Below are 18,694 nucleotides of genomic sequence, written 5' to 3' on the forward strand. Positions count from 1 at the left end.
TTCTGCGCGCCGCAGCCAGCAACAGATGATCATACTTTGATGGATGCTTGGCCCCGCTGTCTGGAACGTCTCGAAGCTGAATTCCCGCCCGAAGATGTCCACACATGGTTGAAACCCTTGCAAGCCGAAGACCGCGGCGACAGCATCGTGCTGTACGCCCCGAACGCCTTCATTGTCGACCAGGTCCGCGAACGCTACCTGCCGCGCATCCGCGAGTTGCTGGCGTATTTCTGTGGCAATGGCGAAGTGGCGCTAGCCGTGGGTTCGCGCCCGCGCGCGCCCGAGCCGGCTCCTGCCCCCGTCGCGGCGGCCGTTGCACCGCAAGCGGCGCCGATCGTGCCGTTCGCCGGCAACCTGGATTCGCATTACACCTTCGCCAATTTCGTGGAAGGCCGCAGTAACCAACTGGGTCTGGCCGCCGCGATCCAGGCTGCGCAGAAGCCCGGCGACCGTGCGCATAACCCGTTGCTGTTGTACGGCAGCACCGGCCTGGGCAAGACCCACCTGATGTTCGCGGCCGGCAATGCGCTGCGGCAGGCCAATCCGGCCGCCAAGGTGATGTACCTGCGTTCGGAACAATTCTTCAGCGCGATGATCCGGGCGTTGCAGGACAAGGCGATGGACCAGTTCAAGCGCCAGTTCCAGCAGATCGATGCGTTGCTGATCGACGACATTCAGTTCTTCGCCGGCAAGGACCGCACGCAGGAAGAGTTCTTTCACACCTTCAACGCGCTGTTCGACGGCCGCCAGCAGATCATCCTGACCTGCGACCGCTATCCACGCGAAGTGGAAGGCCTAGAGCCGCGGCTGAAGTCGCGCCTGGCCTGGGGCCTGTCGGTGGCGATCGATCCGCCGGATTTCGAAACCCGCGCAGCCATCGTGCTGGCCAAGGCGCGCGAGCGTGGCGCCGAGATTCCCGACGACGTGGCATTTTTGATCGCCAAGAAGATGCGCTCCAATGTGCGCGATCTGGAAGGCGCGCTCAACACGCTGGTGGCGCGCGCCAATTTCACCGGGCGCTCGATCACGGTGGAATTTGCGCAGGAGACGCTGCGCGACTTGTTGCGCGCCCAGCAACAGGCGATCGGCATCCCCAACATCCAGAAGACCGTGGCGGACTACTACGGACTGCAGATGAAGGATCTGCTTTCAAAGCGGCGTACGCGTTCGCTGGCGCGTCCGCGCCAGGTGGCGATGGCGCTGGCCAAGGAGCTCACCGAGCACAGTCTGCCGGAGATCGGCGACGCTTTCGCCGGCCGCGATCACACCACCGTGCTGCATGCCTGCCGGCAGATCCGCACGCTGATGGAGGCCGACGGCAAGCTGCGCGAGGACTGGGAAAAGCTGATTCGCAAGCTCAGCGAGTAGCCCGTTGACCGCAATCGTGTGCCCGCTGGAGAAAAGCGTGGAAACGTTGGGGTCAAATGCGGGAGAATCTGTGGATAACGTTGCGCCGCGGTCCGATGGAAAAAACTATCCACAGGGTTTCCCACCAGCTCAGGCGCACTAGTCCCAAGCGTTTCAGGCGCTGAAATGTCTTTAGAAACAAACAGTTATGGTGGTTATCCGCTGAAAACGGCCCTACCATCACCACCAAGCTTTTGATTTATTCCATTATCTTTTAAAGCATAGGGGCACGGAACCACATGCGTTTTACACTGCAGCGCGAAGCCTTCCTCAAACCATTGGCCCAAGTGGTCAATGTGGTCGAACGCCGTCAAACCCTGCCTGTTCTGGCCAACTTGCTGGTGCAGGTCAAGGACGGACAGGTGTCCTTGACCGGTACCGACCTGGAAGTGGAAATGATCTCGCGCACAATGGTGGAGGACGCGCAGGACGGCGAAACCACGATTCCTGCCCGCAAGTTGTTCGACATCCTGCGCGCCCTGCCCGACGGCAGCCGCGTCACCATTTCGCAGACCGGCGACAAGGTCACCGTGCAGGCCGGGCGTAGCCGCTTCACGCTGGCGACGCTGCCGGCGAACGACTTCCCGTCCGTGGACGAAGTTGAAGCGACCGAGCGCGTGGTGGTGCCAGAGGCCGGGCTGAAAGAGCTGATCGAACGCACCGCGTTTGCGATGGCACAGCAAGACGTCCGGTATTACCTCAACGGTCTGTTGTTCGACCTGCGCGACGGTTTGCTGCGCTGTGTGGCGACCGACGGCCACCGTTTGGCCTTATGCGAGATGGAGCTGGAGAAGGCTGGCGGCGCCAAGCGTCAGATCATCGTGCCGCGTAAGGGCGTGACCGAGCTGCAACGTTTACTGGAAGGCGCGGATCGGGAGGTCGAGCTGGAAGTTGGTCGTAGCCATATCCGCGTCAAGCGTGGCGATGTGACCTTCACCTCCAAGCTAATCGACGGCCGCTTCCCGGATTACGAGGCAGTGATTCCGATTGGTGCCGATCGTGAGGTCAAGGTGGATCGCGAGGCGCTGCGTGCGTCTTTGCAGCGTGCGGCCATTCTGTCCAACGAAAAATACCGCGGTGTGCGTGTAGAAGTCTCGCCGGGTCAGCTGAAGATCAGCGCGCACAACCCCGAGCAGGAAGAAGCGCAGGAGGAGATTGAAGCCGATACTAAGGTCGACGACCTAGCGATTGGCTTCAACGTTAATTACCTGCTCGACGCGCTATCGGCTTTGCGCGATGAGCACGTGGTCATCCAGCTGCGCGACGCGAATTCGTCTGCGTTGGTGCGTGAGGCAAGCAGCGAGAAGTCCCGTCACGTGGTGATGCCGCTGCGTCTGTAGCGCCTCGTTCCACGTGGAACACGAGAAGCCTGGCGAAAGCCGGGCTTTTTTGTTTGCCTGTTCTGCAGCTTGTTGGGCCTAGTTTGCCTAACTTGGTTGGGCGTCATCGCCATAACGCGGAAAGGCGGGCTGCTGGGACCGTAGTGCTAGCAGAACAGGCAAGGCATGTTGCTCAATCGCCGGAGGGAGAATCTTCATCGCGATATTTCGGATCACCAGACGCTGACACTGTTGGCTTCGTTGCTGACGAGATACATCAGGCAAGTGCTTAAAATACATTCCCACACGCCCTGATTGGCTGCCCTTTTTCGATGACGGTAGACCCAAGTTTCGGATTACTCGCGATGCAGGATGGAACTGGGGTGCGACCGGTGTCGTGGGTGAGTTTATGCAGAAGTCCGAGATATCTCGAATACACACAGCGTTGGCCGCTGGCCTGGACAGATTCCCCGTGACAGTCGGGCTCCGGGACTAACAAGCGATTTTCAACGTACCCGCAATCTGGGTGGGCTCCGTTCAGATTACGAGTTCTTACCCACACTCGAACGACGAAGCCGTACTCGGCTCTGAATTGCCCTAGGTGTTCGCTTTTGTGAGACCAAGTGTTTGTTGGAAGTGATCGCGGGGAAGTACATTCCAGAGTTCTGGCACTAAACGGGTTCAGCCCGAGAGCAGAGCGACAACCCATCGCCATCGTGCTGACCCACCCGGTGACAAAGATTCGCTGGCTTGGAAATCCCGGTTTTGACTTATGCACATCTAGCTTTGCTTTTAAAAATAGAAATAACTTAAGAGCTTGGTGGTGATGGTAGGGACAGATTTCGCCGAAAAGTGGATCAAGTTATTGTTCTTCAAGCTATTTATGGCCTCGAAACCCTGTGATTATCGGCCTATTTGCCGGCCTAAAAGCTGTGGATAAGGCAAAAACGGCTTCGGGCATCTTTTTTTATCCACAAGTTATCCCCTATCTGTCCAACACCGCCTGTTGGCGTGTCTGCACGGGTTTCATGCCGATCACGTATCCTTCGACCCGACCGGCATGCCGGATTACATCCCGGAGCACACCGATCGATGCATGTAGTGCGGTTGTCCATTCATCGGCTTCGTCGGTTTCAGACCGTCGAGCTCCATCCCGCCAGTGCATTGAATCTGCTGACTGGCAATAACGGCGCGGGTAAAACCAGCGTGCTCGAGGCGCTGCACCTGATGGCATATGGCCGCAGCTTCCGTGGCCGCGTCCGTGACGGCCTGATCCAACAAGGCGCGAATGACCTTGAAGTCTTCGTGGAATGGAAAGAAGGCAGCGGCGTTGCAGGAGAGCGGACACGTCGTGCCGGCTTACGTCATAGCGGCCAGGAATGGACGGGGCGTCTGGATGGCGAAGACGTGGCGCAGTTGGGATCCTTATGTGCTGCGCTGGCTGTTGTGACCTTCGAGCCGGGTAGCCACGTGTTGATCAGCGGTGGTGGTGAACCTCGCCGTCGCTTCCTGGATTGGGGCTTGTTCCACGTGGAACCCGATTTCCTGGCCCTCTGGCGACGCTACGCCCGAGCGCTCAAGCAGCGCAACGCGCTGCTCAAGCAAGGCGCGCAGCCGCGCATGCTGGATGCCTGGGATCACGAACTCGCCGAATCCGGTGAAACGCTGACGTCCAGGCGCATGCGCTACCTGGAACGCCTGCAGGACCGCCTGATTCCGGTGGCGGGTGCAATCGCGCCATCGCTCGGGCTGTCCGCACTCGCATTTGCCCCAGGCTGGAAGCGCCACGAGGTCTCGCTCGCCGATGCCCTCTTGCTTGCCCGCGAGCGTGACCGCCAGAACGGTTACACCTCACAAGGCCCGCACCGTGCGGACTGGATGCCCCGTTTCGACGTGCTTCCTGGTAAAGATGCGCTTTCTCGCGGCCAAGCCAAGCTCACCGCCCTCGCCTGCCTCCTCGCCCAGGCCGAGGATTTTGCCTTCGAGCGCGGCGAATGGCCGGTGATCGCGTTGGATGACCTTGGGTCGGAACTGGACCGGCATCACCAAGCCCGCGTCCTGCAACGGCTTGTCTCAGCGCCAGCGCAGGTGCTGATCACCGCGACCGAGACCCCGCCCGGGCTCGTAGACGCTGCCGCGCTATTGCAACGGTTCCACGTGGAACACGGCCAGCTCGCGCTGCAAGCCGCCTCAGACTGACCCAACGGCCGGGGTGGGCCGACTGGTATAATTTGCCCGCTATCCCCCTTTTCCCACGGTGCGAAGCGGCTGCCGCCGTCAGCGCCCGTGTTGTGGAGCCAACGGCACGCGCATGACCGACGAACAAAACACCCCGCCAACACCCAGCGGCACGTACGACTCCAGCAAGATCACCGTGCTGCGTGGCCTGGAAGCCGTCCGCAAGCGCCCCGGCATGTACATCGGCGACGTCCATGACGGCACCGGCTTGCATCACATGGTGTTCGAGGTGGTCGACAACTCTGTCGATGAAGCCCTGGCCGGCCATGCCGACGACATCGTGGTGAAGATCCTGGTCGACGGCTCGGTGGCGGTGTCCGACAACGGGCGCGGCGTGCCGGTCGACATCCACAAGGAAGAAGGCGTGTCTGCGGCCGAGGTCATCCTCACCGTGCTGCATGCCGGTGGCAAGTTCGACGACAACAGCTACAAGGTCTCCGGCGGCCTGCACGGCGTGGGCGTCTCGGTGGTCAACGCGCTGTCCGAGCACCTGTGGCTGGACATCTGGCGCGACGGCTTTCACTACCAGCAGGAATACGCGCTGGGCGAGCCGCAATACCCGCTCAAGCAGCTGGAAGCCTCGACCAAGCGCGGCACCACGTTGCGCTTCAAGCCGTCCGTGGCCATCTTCAGCGACGTGGAGTTCCATTACGACATCCTGGCGCGCCGCCTGCGCGAGCTGTCGTTTCTCAATTCCGGCGTCAAGATCACCCTGATCGACGAGCGTGGCGAGGGCCGTCGCGACGATTTCCATTACGAAGGCGGCATCCGCAGCTTCGTGGAGCATCTGGCGCAGCTGAAGTCGCCGCTGCACCCGAACGTGATCTCGGTCACCGGTGAGCACAACGGCATCGTGGTGGACGTGGCCCTGCAATGGACCGACGCCTACCAGGAAACCATGTATTGCTTCACCAACAACATCCCGCAGAAGGATGGCGGCACCCATTTGGCCGGCTTCCGCGCCGCGTTGACGCGTGTGCTGAGCACCTACATCGAACAGAACGGCATCGCCAAGCAGGCCAAGGTTGCGCTGACCGGCGACGACATGCGCGAAGGCATGATCGCGGTGCTGTCGGTCAAGGTGCCCGACCCCAGCTTCTCCTCGCAGACCAAGGAAAAGCTGGTCAGCTCGGACGTGCGCCCGGCAGTGGAAAACGCCTTCGGTGCGCGCCTGCAGGAGTTCCTGCAAGAGAACCCGAACGAAGTCAAGGCGATCACCGGCAAGATCGTCGATGCCGCCCGTGCCCGTGAAGCCGCGCGTAAGGCGCGCGATCTCACCCGCCGCAAGGGCGCGCTGGACATCGCCGGCCTGCCCGGCAAGCTGGCCGACTGCCAGGAAAAAGACCCGGCGCTGTCCGAACTGTTCATCGTCGAGGGTGACTCGGCAGGTGGCTCGGCCAAGCAGGGACGCAACCGCAAGAACCAAGCAGTGCTGCCGTTGCGCGGCAAGATCCTCAATGTCGAACGTGCGCGCTTCGACCGCATGCTGGCGTCCGATCAGGTCGGCACACTGATCACCGCGCTCGGCACCGGCATCGGCCGTGACGAGTACAACCCGGACAAGCTGCGTTACCACCGCATCATCCTGATGACCGACGCCGACGTTGACGGCTCGCACATCCGTACCCTTCTGCTGACGTTCTTCTACCGGCAGATGCCGGAGCTGATCGAGCGCGGCTACATCTACATTGGCCTGCCGCCGCTGTACAAGCTCAAGCAGGGCAAGAGCGAGTTGTATCTGAAGGACGCCGCCGCGCTCAACGCCTATCTGGCCAGCAATGCGGTCGAAGGTGCGGCGCTGATTCCGGCCACCGACGAGCCGCCGATCACCGGCGAAGCGCTGGAAAAACTGCTGATGCTGTTTACCAGCGCCAACGAAGCGATTGCGCGCAACGCGCACCGCTACGACCCGGCGCTGCTCACCGCCTTGATCGACCTGCCGCCGCTGGATGTGGAAAAACTGCAGGCCGAAGGCGACCACCATCCGACCCTGGATGCGCTGCAGGCAGTGCTCAATCGCGGCACCCTGGGCACCGCGCGCTACCAGCTGCGCTTCGACCCGGCCACCGAGAACGCGCCTGCCACGCTGGTGGCGATCCGCCGCCATATGGGCGAAGAGTTCACCCAGGTGCTGCCGATGGGTGCATTCGAAAGCGGCGAACTGCGTCCACTGCGTGAGGTGTCGCTGGCCCTGCACGACCTGGTGCGTGAAGGCGCGCAGATCGTGCGCGGCAACAAGAGCCACCCGATCACCAACTTCGCGCAGGCGCACGCCTGGTTGCTGGATGAGGCCAAGAAGGGCCGCCAGGTGCAGCGCTTCAAGGGCCTGGGCGAAATGAACGCCGAACAGCTGTGGGAAACAACGGTCAACCCCGACACCCGTCGCCTGTTGCAGGTGCGGATCGAGGACGCGGTGGCCGCCGACCAGATCTTCAGCACCCTGATGGGCGATGTGGTCGAACCACGCCGCGACTTCATCGAGGACAACGCGCTGAAGGTGTCCAACCTGGATATCTGAGCTGCCACCCCCGGCGCGCACGTCGCACTCGCGGCGTGCTGCTCGGGGCGGTGTTCGCGGAACGACGATGAGCACAGATCTTCCACCTCCCCCGGCACCTCGCGCAGTTGCCGGCAAGCCGCCGCTGCTGCCTGTGCTCGTGGGGTTTTGGGTCGACGTGCTCATCGCCGCCGGCCTGTTGCTAACCCTCAGCGTGGCCGGCTTTGCGTTGTGGGGCGCGGTGCGTGGCTTCAGCCATGTACAGGCGGCCAAGGCGCAGGGCCTGACGCCGTCCTCCACCGAGGTGATGGCCGCCATCGGCCAACCCGGTGTGCTGGTGCAGCTGGTCACCGCGCTGGTCAGCACGGCCACGCCAGCGTTGCTGTTGTACTACTGGCGTCGTCGTGCCACTGCCGCCGAACAGGCCGCCTCGCGGACTGCCGCGCGCCGCCCCTCCACCTGGGGCTGGACCGCCCTGATCGCCGCCGCCGTCTTCCTGCTCAGCAATCTGGTCAGCGTGGCGGCCTCGGCGCTGGGCATCAAACCGGTGCCGACCAACCTGCCGTTGATGGAAGAAGCGCTCCAGCAATGGCCGCTGGCATTGACCCTGTTTGCGGTGGTCATCGCGCCGGCCTACGAAGAGCTGCTGTTCCGCCGCGTGCTGTTCGGGCGCCTGCTCAGTGCCGGCCGCCCATGGCTGGGTATCGTCTTGAGCGGCGCGATTTTCGCCCTGGTGCATGAAGTTCCCGGTATCAGCGGCAATGGCCCTGCCGCCATCGCCCAGCTGTGGCTGGTGTACGGCAGTATGGGCGCGGCGTTCGCGTGGCTGTATTGGCGCACCGGCACGCTGTGGGCCCCGATCGCTGCGCATGGCATCAATAACGCCACCGCGCTGGCGGCGTTGTACTTTTTCGGGCTCGGCTGAGCGCGAATAGCGGCGACCTGCGACTGCCCTGCCGTCGCAACGCGACGGTACCTGATTACGGAATGACCCCGCACGCTCTGGCCCAATCGCTACCGGGCAAGCACGCCCCGGTAGCCGCACGCAGCCGCTTGACGAAATGTTAAGACGAGCCTGCCAAAATGGCCGGATGGTTCTAGGGGGATCCGAATGAAAGCTAGGCTGTTGACCGTTGTTGCCGTGCTTGCACTGACGGCGTGTGCCACCACAACTTCGCCAACCGGCCGCCGACAGGTGGTCGGTGGCGTGTCGCAACAGCAATTAGACCAGTTGGGCGCGCAATCTTTCGCGCAGACCAAGGCCAAGGAAAAAGTCAGTACCGACGGCAAGCAGAATGCCTACGTGCAGTGCGTGGTCAACGCACTGGTGGCACAGCTGCCACCGCAATGGCGCGAAACCAAGTGGGAAACCGCGCTGTTCGTGGATAACGAAGCAAACGCGTTCGCCCTGCCCGGTGGCAAGGTCGGGGTGAACACCGGCATCTTCACCGTGGCCAAGACCCAGGATCAGCTCGCGGCTGTGCTCGGACACGAGATCGGCCACGTCATCTCGCGCCATCACGAAGAGCGCATCACCCGTCAGCTTGGCGCGCAAGCCGGTCTGGGCATCATCGGCGCGCTTGCCGGCGCCGCCTATGGCGACGGCGCGGCCAGCGCGGTCAATCAGGTTGGCGGTATGACTGCCCAGACAGTGTTTCTGCTGCCTGGCTCGCGTACCCAGGAAAGCGAAGCCGATGTGGTCGGTCAGCGACTGATGGCCCAGGCCGGTTTCGATCCGGCGCAGGCGGTAACGCTGTGGCAGAACATGATGGCCGCCAGCGGCAATCGCCAACCGCAGTGGCTGTCGACCCACCCCGATCCTGCCAACCGCATCCGCGAACTGCAGGCCGACGTTGGTCAGCTTGAACCGGTGTACCAGCAGGCCAAGCAAGCCGGGCGCGTGCCACGTTGTGGCTAGAGCCGCTAACAGCATCTACGCGGCTTTTGTTGTTTCGTGCGGGTACTGACCTGAATTCAACGCCTGCCTCGTTACACTGCGGGCGCAGGTGTTGCGACCGGTCACTGAATGTTAGCTGTGCTAAGACTTGTTTACCCCGTTGCCGTTTGTCACACCACAACATGGAAACCGTTTTCGAGAACTGAGACTTTCTGCTAAGTTTGCCGGCCCAGATTTTTCGTACAGCGCCCATTCCGCTTTTCGTACCGCCCGACGGCGGATCGTCCGAGGTGAAACATGAAACTGCTCAACCGCAAGCAAGCCCTGTTGTCCTTGTTCATTGCCGCGTCGCTGGGTGGGGCTGTCATTACCGATGCGGTCGCGCAGTCGGACCGTTCTTCCGAACGCGCCAGCCGTAAATCCAAAAGCGGCAAGGCCGAGGAGCTGTACCCACAGTCGACCCGTCAGGCACCGACGATCAAGCCGTCCTCCAAGTTGAGCAGCAAGCTGCAGAAGCTGATCGAAACCTTCAACAAGGGCGAAGACTATCCGGGCGTGCGCAGCCAGGCCGATGAGATCCTGGCCAACAGCGCTGCCAACGAAGCCGACAAGGCGTTGGCCGCACAGCTGGCTGCCCAGGCCGCTTACAACCTGGACGACACCGCCGCTGCCAAGAAGTATCTGCAGCAGGCCATCGGCCTGAACGCGCTGGACAACAACGGCCAGTTCCAGTCGATGCTGATGCTGGCCCAGTTGCAGCTGCAGGACGACCAGAAGGCCGAAGGTCTGGCCACGCTGGACAAGTACCTGGAAGAGAGCAAGTCGCAGCGTCCGGAAGATCTGATCCTCAAGGGTCAAGCGCTGTACCAGGCCGAGCGCTACAAGGAAGCGATTCCGGTGCTGAAGCAGGCTATTGCCGCTTCGCCCGAGCCGAAGGACACCTGGAACCAGCTGCTGATGGCGTCCTATGCCGAAGCTGGCCAGACCGGCGAGGCCGTCGCTGCCGCCGAAGCGCTTGCCGCCAAGACGCCCAACGACAAGAAGGCCCAGCTCAACCTGGCCAGCATGTACATGCAGGCCGACCAGATGGAAAAGGCCGCAGCCGTGATGGACAAGCTGCGTGCCGCCGGGCAGTTGACCGAAGAAAAGGAATACAAGCAGTTGTATTCCATCTACGCCAACACCGAGAACAAAGAAAAGGACGTCATCGCGGTTATCAATGAAGGTATGCAAAAAGGCATCCTCAAGCCTGATTATCAGACATACCTCGCATTGGCACAGTCGTATTACTACAGCGACGATGTGCCGAAGGCGATCGAAAACTGGCAGAAGGCCGCACCGCTTTCCAAGGATGGCGAGACGTATTTAAATCTGGCCAAGGTGCTGCACTCGGAAGGTCGCATCCCGGAGGCCAAGCAGGCCGCACAGCAGGCGATCGCCAAGGGTGTTAAAAAACCAGAAGACGCCAAGAAGATCATCAACCTGAAGTAAAAAAAGAAAATAAACCCCCGAAATCCCTGTGTTTTTAGTGGTTACAGGACTCGGGATTGGTATAAGCTTGGGAGTTCCTGCGGTGTCAAAACCGTCCGAAAACCTGGGGATCATCACAGTGATCCGGGCCCCCACTGAAAGAGCCATCGGCGCATGACGGAACAACTCGTTATCCACAGGCATGACTATGATGCCGGGAACCAGGGTCTGAGCTGGGCCCGCATTATCGGCATTGCTTTTGTAATTGCTTTGCACCTCACTGCACTGATGATGTTGCTGATCCCTGCAGTGGCGCCGAAGGCTCCGGCAGAGAAGGAGCGCACCACCATGGTTACCTTGGTGGATGCACCGCCTCCTCCTCCCCCGCCGCCGCCGCCGCCGGAAGACAAGCCGCCACCGCCGGTCAAGAATCTGTCGCCGCCGAAGCCGTCACCGGTTCCGCCGCCGCCGGAAGCTCCGGTGGTCGACGTTCCCGACCCGCGTCCGAGCGATATCGTCACGCCGCCCAGCCCGCCGAGCCCTCCGGCTCCGCCGAGCGACATTGGCGCCAGCGTCGATATCTCGTCCAAGAACATGAACCCACCGAAGTACCCGCCGGCGGCATTCCGTGCCGGTGTCCAAGGTGAGGTCATCCTGATCGTGGATGTGGATGCCAGCGGCAACGTGACCAATGTGTCGGTCGAAAAGTCCAGCCGCAACCGCGACCTTGACCGTGCCGCGATGGACGCAGCACGCAAGTGGAAGTTCAACGCTTCCACTGTCAACGGGCAGAAAGCCGCCGGACGTGTCCGCGTCCCGGTCAACTTTGCTCTGAACTGATCCACGGGCCGGCTACGGTCGGCCCAGGATCCTGTCTTCCTTTCGCTCCACCCTTCATCACCACACACAACAAAGGTAAGCGTCATGCTGCAGGAATTCTTTATCGCCGCCGCTGCAGGGGGCTCCAATCCGTCGGCCGCTCTGTCGCAGATGGGCTTCGAGCACTTGATCACCGAAATGACCTCCAGCCCCGGCGATTTCGCCGTGTCTTGGGTCGTGTTGATCACCCTGATCGCCATGTCCGCTGCCTCCTGGTACTGGACTGTCATCAACATCTTCCGTGCCACACGTCTGAAGAGCGCGGCTGACCGCGTCACCACCGCGTTCTGGGATGCCCCGAATGCACAGGACGCCATCCGCGCGATGGAAGAACAGCCGGCTTCCGAGCCGTTCTCCAAGATCGCACTAGACGCAGCCCAGGCTGCTGCTCACCACCAGCGCGCCGAAGGCAGCACCGGTGGCCTGGGCGAGAGCCTGAGCCGTTCGGAGTTCGTCGACCGCGCCCTGCGTCAGGCCGTGACCCGCGAAAGCACCAAGCTGCAGTCGGGCATGACCCTGCTGGCCACCGTCGGTGCGACCGCACCGTTCGTCGGTCTGCTCGGTACCGTGTGGGGCATCTACGGCGCGCTGATCAAAATCGGTGCAACCGGTTCGGCCTCCATCGACGCCGTTGCCGGCCCGGTGGGTGAAGCGCTGATCATGACCGCGATCGGTCTGTTCGTCGCCATCCCCGCCGTGTTCGCGTTCAACTTCTTCTCCAAGGTCAACAGCTCGGTGATCGCCAAGTTCGACACCTTCGCCCACGACCTGCACGACTTCTTCGCCACCGGTTCGCGCGTTCGCTAATCCGGTTGTAAAGAACGACTTCGCAACGATTTAGACGGAGCCCGTTATGGCCTTCAGTAGTGGAAACAGCGGTGGCCCGATGGCCGACATCAATGTGACGCCCCTGGTGGACGTCATGCTGGTGCTGCTGATCATCTTCATCATTACGGCGCCGCTGATGTCCCATAAGGTCAAGGTGGAGCTGCCACAGGCCAACTTGATCCAGAAGGAAGATGCGGAGAAACGCGCCGCGCCGATCACTCTGGCCGTCAAGGAAGATGGGTCGCTGTACTGGAACGACGAGCCGATTTCCAAGGAAGCCTTGGAGTCGCGCCTGTCCACCGCAGCACAGCAGACCCCGCAGCCGCCGCTCAATTTGCGTGGCGACCGCACGACCAAGATGCGTACGATCAACGAGATCACCAAGATCGCGCAGGGTCAGGGCATGCTGGACGTCGGTTTCGTTGCAACCAAAGTGAAGGGGCAGTAAGCCATGGCATTTAGTACTGGTGGAAGCCGTGGGCCGATGGCCGACATCAACGTCACGCCCCTCGTGGACGTGATGCTGGTGCTGCTGATCATCTTCATCGTCACCGCGCCGATCATGACCTATCCGATCGCCGTGGACCTGCCGCAGCGGGTGCTCAACCCGCCACCGCAGACGACCGAACCGCCGCCGCCGATCGAGTTGCGTATCGACGCCAGCAACCAGGTGTTCTGGAACAACAGTCCGACTCCGGTCGATGTGTTGCAACAGAAGATGGAAGAAGTGGTGCAGGCCGATCCGACCAATCAGCCGGAACTACGCATCGATGCAAATCCGGATGCGGAGTACGAAGTGATGGCGAAGGTGCTGGCCGCTGCGAAGAACTCGCAGATGAAGAAAATCGGCTTCATGCAGCAGTAAACGTCTCTGCAAGACCGCAACACAACAGTCATGACGCGACTGCAACGCCACCGGAAACGGTGGCGTTTTTTTTTTCTGTTGTGTGGGTAGTAGTGGGTAGTTGCAAACATGGCTATGGCGCAGCGATCTCGATCACATTGCTCCTGGCGGCTGAGCAGCCAGTGCATTAGAACGTTGCCGGCTTATCTGGTTGGCGCGGTGCCAGATGGCACGCGACAAAGTGGCCACGTGCTGATCCGATGCGCGCGGCCATCGTCCATTCCCTGTGGATCACCTTGCATCGCCTGCGGCGAGCTGCTGTCTGCCTACTACCCCAATAACAGGCGTGTCCTTCGCCGCTGCATCAAACGACACCGCCACTGCGTCGCCATGCCAACCAGCGTTCGCGCACGATCGACTGTCGGCATTGCGCCAAATCAGGCGGTAAAGCGACCGCCGCGCAAAATCTCGACGTACGCGCGCACGCTCGCATCCAACCCTTGATATAGGGCTTCGCTGATCAAGGCGTGGCCGATGGATACTTCCAGCACGCCCGGAACTGTGGCGAGAAAATCGCCGAGATTGGCTTGCGATAAATCGTGTCCGGCATTGATGCCCAGGCCGGCGGCACTGGCACGCTGCGCGGCATCGGCGAACAGTGCCAATGCGGTATCTGCCTGCCCGCTGGCATGCGCGTACGCATATGGGCCGGTGTACAACTCGATGCGGTCTGCGCCCAATGCGGCTGCGCGGGCGATGTCCGGGTTACCGGCATCGACGAACAGGCTGACACGGCTACCGACCGCCTTGAACGCGGCGATCAGCGAGGCAAGTTGCCTGGTGTCCTGCGCAAAATCGAAGCCATGGTCGGAGGTCAGTTGCCCGTCGCCATCCGGCACCAGCGTGATCTGCTCCGGGCGCGTGGCGCGGCACAACTCCAGCAACCCCGGATAGCCCGCGCGCGGCGGCGCGAACGGGTTGCCTTCGATATTGAATTCCACCGCATGCGCACGCGTCAGCGCGCTCAGTGCGAAGACGTCGTCGGCGCGGATATGGCGCTGGTTCGGGCGCGGGTGCACGGTGATGCCGTGCGCACCGGCGGCGATGCAGGTGCGTGCAGCTTGCACCACGTCCGGGTCGGTGCCGCCGCGCGAATTGCGTAGCACCGCGATCTTGTTGACGTTAACGCTGAGCCGAGTGGTCATACGGCGGTCATCAGACCTGCGGCTCGTTGTCGCGTGCAGCGGCCAGTGCAGCCGACTTGCGTGCTTCTGCCAGCTCGCGCAGGCGGCGCAGCTCGGCCGGGTCGATCATGCTGCTGGTGTCGCGTTGGGTGTCGTCCATGCGCGAGGCGAACCAGCCGCGTGTCCACAGCAGCAGTAGCAGCAATGCCACCAGCAGCGAAACCACCAGCAACCACACGTGCGGCGTGCTGAAGGCCAGCACCAGCGCACCCAGTGCCATAAGCAGAAACAGCCAGTGCATGACGAGCTCCCCGTTGAGTGGCGGCAGTGTAACGCCGTGCCCGGCGTGGTTCCACGTGGGCACCGCGCCGTTGGTCAGAGCAGCGGCGATAACAGCCGCGCGAAGGCTTCCGGCAGGCGTGAACGCCATAACGGCCGATGCCGCACGAAACGCACTTCCTGCGCCTGTTCCATGTCGGCGCCGATCAGCCCTGCCATCTCTGCCGCCACTGCCTGGTCGCGGAACAGCATCGACAATTCGAAATTGAGCCGGAAGCTGCGGCTGTCGAAATTGGCGCTGCCGACGATGCAGACATCGTCGTCGGCCAGCAGCGCCTTGGTGTGCAACATGCGCGGGCCGTACTCGTAGATGCGCACGCCGGCTTCCAGCAGCTCGTCGAAATACGAGCGTGCCGCGTAGGTGACCAGCCGCGAATCGCTCAGCCGCGGCACCAGCAGGCGCACGTCCAGCCCGCCAAGCGCGGCCGAGGTCAGCGCCATGCGCGCGGCTTCGCCGGGGACGAAATACGGGGTGACCAGCCACACGCGGTGCTTGGCCTCATGGATGGCTGCGACCATCAGGCGGTGGATCGCTTCCCAGGACGAATCCGGGCCAGACACCAGCACCTGCGCATCCACCGTGCCTCGCGCACGGGTGGGCACATCGTCCGGCCAGAGTTGCTGGCCATGGAATGCGGCGCGGCCCTGGCCGGTGGCATAGAGCCAGTCTTCCAGGAAAACCAGCTGCAGGCTGCGCACCACATGGCCCTGCAGGCGCACGTGCAGGTCGCGATAGGCATCTTTGCGCACCTGCTCGTTTTCATCGTCGGTGACGTTGATGCCGCCGGTGAAGCCGACTCGGCCATCGATGACGATCACCTTGCGGTGGGTGCGCAGGTTCAACCACGGGCGCTTGAACGGCTTGAGCAGCTGCGAGGGATGAAACCAGGCGGTTTCCACTCCGGCCTCGCGCAGCGTGCGCAACACGCGCCGGGTCATCGCCGATGAGCCGATCGCATCCATCAGCAGCCGCACCCTGACTCCGGCGCGGGCACGTTCCATCAGCGCAGCGCAGATCGCGGTGCCGCTGCGGTCGGGCTGGAAGATGTAGTACTCCAGATGGATGTGGTCGCGCGCATCACGGATCGCTTCGATGATGGCGGCGTACGTGGCAGCGCCATCCACCAGCCAGTGCACTTCGGTGGCGCTGCTGGGCGCCAGCCCGGTGGTGGATTGGGCGATCTTGGCCAGCTCTGTGCAGTCGGCATCCGGCGGGCAGACGCTGCTGTAGCTCTCCATGCCCGAGCGCGAGCGCCCGCGCCGCAGCCGCTGGCGTTTGACCTTTTGCGGGCCCAGCCAGTAGTAGATCAACAGCCCCAGATACGGCAGCGCCGCCAGCGACAGCACCCAACTCAGCGTGGCCACCGGCTCGCGCTTTTGCAGCACGATCCAGGCGGCGATCCACAGCAGGTACAGCACATAGGCGGCGAGAAGGAGCGCTTCGAGGTGGGGAGTGTTGGCCAGCCAATCCCACGCGCCCTGTGCAAATGCGAGCATGCGCGGATTCTACGGGGCGCACGCGGTGTTGCGATGACCGCGTCGCCAACCCGGTGGCGCTGCAACGGTCTGACGGCTTCATCGGGTTGAATGTGCAGTCGCAGCGGGCGAGACGCTGCGGCCGTACGATGACGCGATGGCAAGTGCGATCAAGGGCCGAGGTGCAACCGGCCATCTGCCCGGGCGATTCGAGGTCACCACCCAGCAGGCGGTGGACGATGGCTGGTGCGCCGACGACAGCGATGAGTTTGCCGCCCCGGCATTGCGCACGCAGGTGACCGACGAAACTGCGCGCAGCATCATTAGCCGCAATCAATCGCCGGATATCGGGTTCTCGCAATCGGTCAATCCGTATCGTGGTTGCGAACATGGCTGCAGTTACTGCTTCGCGCGACCTTCGCACGCGTATCTCAATCTCTCGCCGGGCTTGGATTTCGAGACCAGGCTGTTCGCTAAGACCAATGCGCCGGAGCTGCTGCGACGTGAGTTGTCGCGGCCAAGTTATGTGCCCAGCCCGATCGCATTGGGCATTAACACCGACGCGTATCAGCCGATCGAGCGCAAGCGTGCGCTGACGCGCCAGTTGATCGAGGTGCTATGGGAGACGCGTCATCCGTTCACGCTGATCACCAAGAATGCGCTGGTGACGCGCGACCTGGACCTGCTCGCGCCGTTGGCGCGCGAGGGTCTGGTCAACGTGCATTTTTCGGTAACCACCCTCGACCCGCATCTGTCGGCCAAGCTCGAACCGCGCGCGTCCGCTCCGCATGCACGCCTGCGCGCGATGCGTGCCCTGCACGATGCCGGCGTGCCGGTTGGCGTGATGGCCGCGCCGGTGATTCCGTGGATCAACGACCACGAACTGGAAGCGATCCTGCAAGCCGCTGCCGCTGCCGGCGCGCACAGTGCCGGTTACGTGCTGTTGCGTTTGCCGCACGAAGTGGCGCCGCTGTTTCGCGATTGGTTGCAGACCCATCACCCGCAGCGCGCCGAGCATGTGATGAGCACCATCCAGCAACTGCGTGGCGGCAAGGATTACGACAGTGCCTTCGGCACGCGCCTGCGCGGACAGGGCGTGTACGCGGACCTGCTGGCGCGCCGCTTCGCCCTCGCCCACCGCCGCGCCGGCTTCGATGCACGCACCATGGCGGCGCTGGACTGCAGCGCATTCCGCCGTCCGGCCCCACCGGCCAAGCCGGTGCCTGCGTCGCCGCAGGGTGTGCTGTTTTAGGGCGGGAATTGGGGATTCGGGAGCGGGGATTTGTAACAGCGCAGCACCGCGGTCCTGCAGATATTGCTTGGTGCGTGGCATGTGTCTGCCAAATCGAAGTAGAGCGGCGTCATCGTCAGGCCCGCCGTTGTTGGCAGCATCGCAGCGTACTTCTTGCACGATTCGATAGCCCGGCGCGTAACGGCCAAGCGTTCCGCTCTTATCCAATCCCCATTCCCTATTCCCTATTCCCCGCCGTAAAGCGCCTGCGCCGACTGAAACAAAATCCAGCTCGTCGCAATGAACTTGTCACCGCCGACCGGGCGGTTGCCGCGGTGGGTGTGGGTGAAGGCAGTGGGGGCAATCAGCAGGCTGCCGGTGCGTGGGCGGGCCTTGCGTTGCTGGAACAGGAATTCGGTTTCGCCTTGCGCGAAGTCGTCGTTGAGATACAGCGTCCACAGCAGATGCCGATGCAGCGTGTCGGCGCTGGCATCGCGCGGATACAGCTCGCAATGCCAATACGGGTAGCCGCCCTGATCGGCGGTATACCACTGCAGATTAATCGCGCCCGGGCGCAGGCAGGTGCGCGTCAGATCGCCCAACGCCTGGTCGCTCATCTGCACGATGTCCTCGGCCACCAGGCGATGCGGTGTGCCATCGGCGGTGGTCACCTGCAGCATCAGCGGTGAGATCAGGGCCTGCGGATACTGCCGCAGATAGCTGAGCACGCCGTCGAACACGGCCTGCTGCAGGCGGCTTTCCACTTCCGCCCATTCGGCCATGCCACTGATGCGCAGGTCACGACTATGTTTGAGGTCGGGGAACACACCGCCACCGATGCGGCCTGGATGCAGCTGCTGGCTCTGGCGCATGCGTTGCACGATGGCCGCGCAATCTTCGCGCGAGACGGCGTTGTCGGTGATCTGGATGAAGTCGGGTTGGCTCATGCGCCTGACCATAGCAATCTGGCGCGCCGGCTGCAGCGTTCGCCATGCATGGCGCACAAGCGGGATCCGCACGCGACGTTGTCGACATCACCAATGCGTGGCCACGTGGCGATACCGCGCAAGGTGGTGAAGCGCGGT

Annotated in this window: 16 protein-coding genes; 12 read left to right on the forward strand and 4 right to left on the reverse strand. The window is 62.5% G+C overall.

From position 1 onward, the window contains the following. Window positions 1-39 precede the first annotated feature (39 nt). The 11 genes from dnaA (at window position 40) to KWO_RS00060 (ending at window position 13,400) form a co-directional block, all read left to right on the forward strand. Window positions 40-1,368, forward strand: a complete 1,329-nt coding sequence (gene dnaA, locus KWO_RS00010; protein WP_010376404.1) for a chromosomal replication initiator protein DnaA — start codon at window positions 40-42, stop codon at window positions 1,366-1,368. Between the two features lie 278 nt (window positions 1,369-1,646). Then, on the forward strand, window positions 1,647-2,747 hold the full coding sequence (dnaN, locus tag KWO_RS00015; RefSeq protein WP_010364809.1) for a DNA polymerase III subunit beta: 1,101 nt from the start codon (window positions 1,647-1,649) through the stop codon (window positions 2,745-2,747). 1,071 nt (window positions 2,748-3,818) lie between these two features. Further along, window positions 3,819-4,925 (forward strand): DNA replication/repair protein RecF, encoded by a 1,107-nt coding sequence (recF, locus tag KWO_RS00020; protein WP_010376403.1) that lies wholly within the window; start codon window positions 3,819-3,821, stop codon window positions 4,923-4,925. Window positions 4,926-5,037: 112 nt separating this feature from the next. Beyond that, complete coding sequence (gene gyrB / locus KWO_RS00025) at window positions 5,038-7,482, forward strand: DNA topoisomerase (ATP-hydrolyzing) subunit B (protein ID WP_010376402.1); 2,445 nt, start codon at window positions 5,038-5,040, stop codon at window positions 7,480-7,482. Window positions 7,483-7,549: 67 nt separating this feature from the next. Beyond that, the gene (locus KWO_RS00030; RefSeq protein WP_010364801.1) at window positions 7,550-8,386 is read left to right on the forward strand and encodes a CPBP family intramembrane glutamic endopeptidase; all 837 of its coding nucleotides are present in this window, start codon (window positions 7,550-7,552) and stop codon (window positions 8,384-8,386) included. Between the two features lie 186 nt (window positions 8,387-8,572). Further along, window positions 8,573-9,379: a M48 family metallopeptidase gene (locus tag KWO_RS00035; RefSeq protein ID WP_017113519.1), complete on the forward strand. Its 807-nt coding sequence runs from the start codon at window positions 8,573-8,575 to the stop codon at window positions 9,377-9,379. A gap of 276 nt (window positions 9,380-9,655) precedes the next feature. After that, window positions 9,656-10,849, forward strand: coding sequence for a tetratricopeptide repeat protein (locus tag KWO_RS00040; protein ID WP_010376399.1), 1,194 nt, complete (start codon window positions 9,656-9,658; stop codon window positions 10,847-10,849). Window positions 10,850-11,002: 153 nt separating this feature from the next. Continuing rightward, window positions 11,003-11,668, forward strand: a complete 666-nt coding sequence (locus KWO_RS00045; RefSeq protein ID WP_010376398.1) for an energy transducer TonB — start codon at window positions 11,003-11,005, stop codon at window positions 11,666-11,668. 84 nt (window positions 11,669-11,752) lie between these two features. Beyond that, the gene (exbB, locus tag KWO_RS00050) at window positions 11,753-12,514 is read left to right on the forward strand and encodes a TonB-system energizer ExbB (protein WP_005912445.1); all 762 of its coding nucleotides are present in this window, start codon (window positions 11,753-11,755) and stop codon (window positions 12,512-12,514) included. Between the two features lie 46 nt (window positions 12,515-12,560). Beyond that, on the forward strand, window positions 12,561-12,983 hold the full coding sequence (locus tag KWO_RS00055; RefSeq protein WP_010364790.1) for an ExbD/TolR family protein: 423 nt from the start codon (window positions 12,561-12,563) through the stop codon (window positions 12,981-12,983). Window positions 12,984-12,986: 3 nt separating this feature from the next. After that, a complete protein-coding gene (locus KWO_RS00060; RefSeq protein ID WP_005912449.1) occupies window positions 12,987-13,400 on the forward strand; it encodes an ExbD/TolR family protein in 414 nt (137 codons plus the stop codon). Between the two features lie 416 nt (window positions 13,401-13,816). On the opposite strand, the gene KWO_RS00065 is transcribed toward KWO_RS00060, so the two are convergent. The 3 genes from KWO_RS00065 to cls all read right to left on the reverse strand — a co-directional run bounded on the left by KWO_RS00065 (window position 13,817) and on the right by cls (window position 16,399). Next, window positions 13,817-14,584 (reverse strand): pyridoxine 5'-phosphate synthase, encoded by a 768-nt coding sequence (locus KWO_RS00065; protein WP_010376396.1) that lies wholly within the window; start codon window positions 14,582-14,584, stop codon window positions 13,817-13,819. Between the two features lie 10 nt (window positions 14,585-14,594). Next, window positions 14,595-14,864, reverse strand: coding sequence for a hypothetical protein (locus KWO_RS00070; RefSeq protein WP_010376393.1), 270 nt, complete (start codon window positions 14,862-14,864; stop codon window positions 14,595-14,597). A gap of 74 nt (window positions 14,865-14,938) precedes the next feature. Continuing rightward, entirely contained in the window at window positions 14,939-16,399 is a 1,461-nt protein-coding gene (gene cls / locus KWO_RS00075) for a cardiolipin synthase (protein ID WP_010376391.1), read from the reverse strand. 136 nt (window positions 16,400-16,535) lie between these two features. Between cls and KWO_RS00080 the strand changes: the two genes are divergently transcribed. Continuing rightward, window positions 16,536-17,630: a PA0069 family radical SAM protein gene (locus KWO_RS00080; protein ID WP_010364757.1), complete on the forward strand. Its 1,095-nt coding sequence runs from the start codon at window positions 16,536-16,538 to the stop codon at window positions 17,628-17,630. A 224-nt stretch (window positions 17,631-17,854) separates the two neighbouring features. On the opposite strand, the gene KWO_RS00085 is transcribed toward KWO_RS00080, so the two are convergent. Then, window positions 17,855-18,556, reverse strand: coding sequence for a 2OG-Fe(II) oxygenase (locus KWO_RS00085; RefSeq protein ID WP_010376389.1), 702 nt, complete (start codon window positions 18,554-18,556; stop codon window positions 17,855-17,857). Window positions 18,557-18,694 lie beyond the last annotated feature (138 nt).

It is taken from the genome of Xanthomonas vasicola pv. musacearum NCPPB 4379 (assembly GCF_000277895.2).
GTDB lineage: Bacteria > Pseudomonadota > Gammaproteobacteria > Xanthomonadales > Xanthomonadaceae > Xanthomonas > Xanthomonas vasicola.